The following is a 5012-nucleotide window of genomic DNA, read 5'->3' as shown; positions in this document are numbered from 1 at the left end:
GACCAGTAGCCGCCGCCGGACTTGCCCCAACCGCCCGCATCGAGTGCCTTCGTCTCGTTCTTCGACTCGCCGGTGCCCCGTCGGCTGGTGGTGGCGGCGTAGTTCCAGTGCGTGGCGGTGACGTGGTAGCCGTCGGCGCCGTTCTCCGCCTGTACTTTCCAATTGCCGTCGTAGGTGTACGTGGACGAGCCACGGAGCACCTCGAGCCCGTCTGGGGACTGATCCACCAGCATGTCGATCACCTTGGTGGTGTCCCCGAGGTGCTCGGCCAGCGGGAGAACGTCGTCGTTGACGCTGCCGAACAGGAAGCCGCGGTAGTTGTCGAAGCGGGCGACCGCGGTCATGTTGTGCGAGCCGCCTGAGTTGAACGAGTCGGGGTAGCCGGCGCCATCGGGGTCCTTGACCTTGAGCAAGGTCCCGTCGTTGCGGAAGGTCCAGCCGTGGAACGGGCAGGTGAGCGTCATGCGGTTGTCGGTCTTGCGACGGCAGACCATCGCCCCGCGGTGTGCGCAGGCATTGACCAGACAGTGCAACTGGCCGTCCTTGTCCCGGGTGATCACGACGGGCTGGCGACCGATGTAGGTGGTGAAGTAGTCGCCGGGGTTGGGCACCTGGCTCTCGTGGGCCAGGTAGATCCAATTGCCCTCGAAGATGTGCTTCATCTCCAACTCGAAGACGTCCTCGTCGGTGAAGATCCGTCGATTGGCGCGGAAGATGCCGGCGTCCGGGTCGTCGATGACGGCCGTATCCAGGACGGATGCCAGGTGGTCGTGGTGTTCGGTGATCGAAGCGGTCATTTCATGCCCTCCACTGTGATGCTGTACCTGAACTGTCGCAGGCAGTGGCCGCCATCACACCAGGTATATGCCTAGTCCTGGCTAGGGCCACCATTGATAAGAATTGACGACTAATAGCGCTGAACTATGTACTTGTTCTGTATGGATATGAGGCTTACCGTCGAACGTGTCGCCAGTCACACCACGACACGAACCAGCGGAGCCTCACATGGATTTGCGTCACCTGCGCTATTTCGCAGCGGTTGCCGAGACCTGCCACTTCGGTCAGGCCGCCGAGCAGCTGCACGTCGCGCAGCCTGCCCTGTCCTACGCCATCCGCCAGCTGGAATCGGAGCTCGACGTCACCCTGTTCAACCGCACTACCCGTCAGGTCTCGCTGACTCCGGCGGGGGAGTTCCTGCAGGCTGAAGCAGCGCGCATCATGGCCGGAGTGGACGACGCCGAGCGAGGCGTGCGCCGCATCGCAGCGGGACGCACTGGCTTGCTACGACTGGGACTGACCGGAACCGCGGCGTTCTCCCATCTTCCACGAATCGCGCGCATCGTCCGGCAGGAGCTTCCGGACCTTGCAATGGAGATCCAGGCCGACGTGTTGACCCCGGTGCAATGCGAACAGCTCCGCAGCGGCGCACTGGACGTAGGTCTGCTCCGACCGCCCGCAGTTGGCGACGACATCGAATTGCGCAACATCGAGATCGAACCCCTCGTCCTCGTCGTCCCCGTTGATCACCGCCTGGCCGTCGAGCCGGTGATATCACTGGCCGACTTGCGCAGCGAATCCTTCGTGGCCTATTCCAGCCGCGACTCCGCGGTCAACGAGGCAGTGCTGCGCAACTGTCGGCAGGCCGGCTTCGTCCCACGGCGGGAACACGCCGCGCCCGGAACGGCCGTCCTGCTCGCCCTCGTCGCCGCCGGCCTCGGGGTCGCGATCGCGCCAGCGTCGGTGCGAGGGCTACCACTGCACGGAGTGGTCTTCCGCGACCTGCTCGACGGCGGATCCGTCGAGCTCGCGTTGGCCTGGCGGCGAGGCAGTCACAGTCCGATCGTCGAAGCCGTCGTCGGCGTCCTAGCAGCCGCCTTTACCAAGGACACCGCAGGAGAGTTGCTGTGAAAATCACTGCCGTTGAGGCCATTCCGTTCGCCATCCCGTACCTCAAGCCGCTCAAGTTCGCCTCGGGCGAGGTTCACGCCGCTGACCACGTGCTGGTGCGCGTTCACACCGACGACGGAATCGTCGGTGTCGCCGAGGCACCCCCACGGCCGTTCACCTACGGGGAGACGCAGACGAGCATCGTCGCGGTGATCGAGCAGATCTTCGCACCCCAGATCATCGGGCTCACGCTGACCGAGCGTGAAGTGGTCCAGACCCGGCTGGCCCGCACCATCGCCAACCCCACCGCCAAGGCTGCCATCGACATGGCGATCTGGGATGCGCTGGGCCGCACTCTCGAACTGCCCGTCAGCAGCCTCCTCGGTGGGTTCACGGACCGCATGCGCGTGAGCCACATGCTGGGCTTCGCCGATCCCGTGGTGATGGTGGCCGAGGCCGAAAGGGTGCAGGCAACCTACGGAATCAGCACCTTCAAGGTGAAGGTGGGCCGTAGGCCGGTGACGTTGGACACCGCCGTGGTGCGGGCCTTGCGGGACCGGTTCGGTGATGCCATCGACCTGTACGTCGACGGTAATCGCGGTTGGAGCGCTTCAGAATCGTTGCGCGCGATGAAGGAGATGGCCGATCTCGACCTCCTCTTCGCCGAGGAGCTCTGCCCCGCCGATGACGTCCTCGGCCGACGCTGGCTGGTCGAGAGATTGGACGTCCCGTTCATCGCCGACGAATCCGTACCCACCGCAGCCGATGTCACCCGCGAACTGCTGGGCCGATCCGCCACCGCGGTCAGCATCAAGACCGCGCGCACCGGATTCACCGGATCACAGCGCATCCATCATCTGGCCGAAGGGCTTGGCGCAGAAGTGGTGATGGGCAACCAGATCGACGGCCAGGTCGGTACCGCATGCGCGGTGGCCTTCGGTGCCGCCTACGAGCTGACCTCGCGTCGCGCAGGTGAGCTGTCCAACTTCCTGGACATGTCCGATGACCTGCTCACCGAGCCCCTGCGAATCCGCGACGGGGTCCTGACCGTGCCGCCCGGCGTCGGGCTCGGCATCGACATCGACCCCGACAAACTCGGCGGATTCAATCGGTGGTCGCAACACCGGGTTGATTTATCGAGTGTAGGTGTTCGGCGAAGGCTTCGGCGGGGGTGCGCCATCCGAGGGTCTTGCGCGGTCGGGTATTGAGTGTGTGAGCGATGGATGCGATGTCGTCTGCGTTCCAGCGCGACAAGTCGGTGCCCTTCGGAAAGTATTGGCGCAACAGTCCATTGGTGTTCTCATTGGTGCCGCGCTGCCACGGACTCTTCGGATCGGCGAAGTACACCTTCACACCGGAAGCGATCGAGAACTGGGCATGTGCCGATAGCTCCTTGCCCCGATCCCAGGTCAACGACCGGCGCAACTCCTGGGGCAGTGTGGTGATCGTCTGTTCCAACGCGTTGGCCATCGTGATCGCGCCGTAGCCGGCCAGCGCTGGACCGTTCTTCGTCCGCGGAATGACTCCGTAGCCGACCTCCCGCGGAAGGTGGACCAGCATCGTGAAGCGACTCGTACGCTCCACCAGAGTGCCGATCGCGCTGCGCTGCAACCCGATGATCAAGTCTCCCTCCCAGTGCCCTGGGACAGCGCGATCGTCGACCTCCGGCGGGCGTTGGCTGATCAACGTCTCGGGTGTCACGTGTGCCCAGGTCTTCTGCCGGCCCCGTGCCCGTGGCACGCGCAGCGCCCGGCCCCGACGCAGACAGCTGACCAACTCCCGCTTGAGCGCCCCGCGGCTCTGGACGTAGAGCGCCTGGTAGATGGCTTCGTGGCTGATCCGCATGGACTCATCATCGGGGAAATCCAGGGGCAATCGGCGAGCGATCTGTTCGGGACTCCACGCCTGAACCCAGGCCCGATCACCACGGTGGGGTTTGTTGCGTCCCTTCCACCGTGCCGAGGACGGTCCCGCGACGACCTGGCCATCGATCCCACGCACCACACCGGAGAGCTTGTCCTGGACATACTCGCGCAACCGTTCGTTGTCGATCATCTTGGCAGTTTTGGGACGTCGTGCGCGCCGCTCGGCATGCCACTGCGCAACCGACGCCTTGTACTCGACCCGGTAGGTACGCGTGGAGGCGTTGCGACGCAGCTCACGTGAAATGGTCGACGCCGCCCGTCCCAGCCGACGTCCAATCTCGCGTACACCCGCACCCTGTGCGCGCCAAAGGGCAATGTTCTCGCGTTCACCTGAGGACAGGTAACGGCCCGAAACAGATTCTGGTAACCGTGGATTCACGCCGCCAGCATGGCGGAACCACCGGACGCCAACCGGTGAAGACACGCCCGCTTCGGCTGCGGCAACCTCCGTCAGCACCCCGGCAGCGATCGCCACCCAGAACTTCACTCTGTCTTCACGCCACGCCACCGTCGGTCGCCCCGGTGACGGAATCTGTCCCCGATAGCCACGAACCTCCAACTGCCGCTTCCCATACCCCACCAGGCACCTCCGAATAGTCGAGGTGTTGCGACGACCAGTTGAATCCGCCTTGCGTACCCCGGTCGGCGTGGAAGATGACCTGCCCGGGCAGCGCCCCGCGCATCGTGACCGCCATCGACAGTGCGGACTCGACCAGATCGGTGCGCATGTGGTCTTCCACGGCCCAGCCCAGCACGCGGCGTGAGTAGCCGTCACGGACCGCGCAGAGATAGAGCCAGCCCTCATCGGTGGCGAGATAGGTGATGTCCGATGTCCAGACCTTGTCGAGCTCACCGCGGTCGAATCGGCGGTCCACCAGGTCCTTGGGTCGGTGTGCATCCAGATCGACCACGGTGGTCACCGGGGTGAACGTGCGTGGGCTGATCCCGGCCAGCCGTTGGCGGCGCATCGAAGCCGCCACCGTCTTGCGTGAGATCACGATACCGTCGTCGCGTAGATCGGCCAAGATGCGCGGTGCGCCGTACACCTGATCAGGTGCGTCATGGAACCCCTTGACCTTGGCGTCGATCGTCTCCCGGCGCTGCTGGGCCGGCGTGGGCCCTGCCGCCTGGGCGGCACGCCACTTGTAGAACCCCGAACGCGACACTTCCAACAGTCTGGTCATGCGTACGACTGTGAAG

At 64.8% G+C, this 5012-nt stretch carries 4 protein-coding genes and 1 pseudogene; 2 read left to right on the top strand and 3 right to left on the bottom strand.

The window, feature by feature from the left end; genetic code table 11:
* Positions 1-797 (bottom strand): Rieske 2Fe-2S domain-containing protein (locus ACRDUX_RS29140; RefSeq protein WP_526419025.1); only part of this gene is annotated, 797 nt, incomplete at its 3' end.
* 208 nt (positions 798-1005) lie between these two features.
* Here ACRDUX_RS29140 and ACRDUX_RS29135 point away from each other — a divergent pair.
* Both ACRDUX_RS29135 and ACRDUX_RS29130 read left to right on the top strand, forming a co-directional pair.
* A complete protein-coding gene (locus tag ACRDUX_RS29135; protein WP_526419023.1) occupies positions 1006-1908 on the top strand; it encodes a LysR family substrate-binding domain-containing protein in 903 nt (300 codons plus the stop codon).
* Positions 1905-2993 (top strand): annotated as a pseudogene (locus tag ACRDUX_RS29130) (mandelate racemase/muconate lactonizing enzyme family protein); the annotation flags it as partial. The gene ACRDUX_RS29135 and the pseudogene ACRDUX_RS29130, both read left to right, overlap by 4 nt.
* Here the strand turns inward: ACRDUX_RS29130 and ACRDUX_RS29125 are convergent.
* The gene (locus tag ACRDUX_RS29125; protein ID WP_526419021.1) at positions 2992-4392 is read right to left on the bottom strand and encodes an IS30 family transposase; all 1401 of its coding nucleotides are present in this window, start codon (positions 4390-4392) and stop codon (positions 2992-2994) included. The pseudogene ACRDUX_RS29130 and the gene ACRDUX_RS29125 overlap by 2 nt on opposite strands.
* On the bottom strand, positions 4307-4996 hold the full coding sequence (locus tag ACRDUX_RS29120) for an IS3 family transposase (RefSeq protein ID WP_526419020.1): 690 nt from the start codon (positions 4994-4996) through the stop codon (positions 4307-4309). The genes ACRDUX_RS29125 and ACRDUX_RS29120 overlap by 86 nt, the downstream gene beginning before the upstream one ends.
* Positions 4997-5012 lie beyond the last annotated feature (16 nt).

Source organism: Mycobacterium sp. (assembly GCF_050701675.1).
GTDB lineage: Bacteria > Actinomycetota > Actinomycetes > Mycobacteriales > Mycobacteriaceae > Mycobacterium.
This window is presented reverse-complemented; position numbering and strand designations above follow the sequence as displayed.

What these genes read in the sequence shown, in the direction of transcription:
- ACRDUX_RS29135 (WP_526419023.1), top strand. Translation starts at nt 1,006, where the DNA reads ATGGATTTGCGTCACCTGCGCTATTTCGCAGCGGTTGCCGAGACCTGC.
- ACRDUX_RS29120 (WP_526419020.1), bottom strand. Translation starts at nt 4,996, where the DNA reads ATGACCAGACTGTTGGAAGTGTCGCGTTCGGGGTTCTACAAGTGGCGT.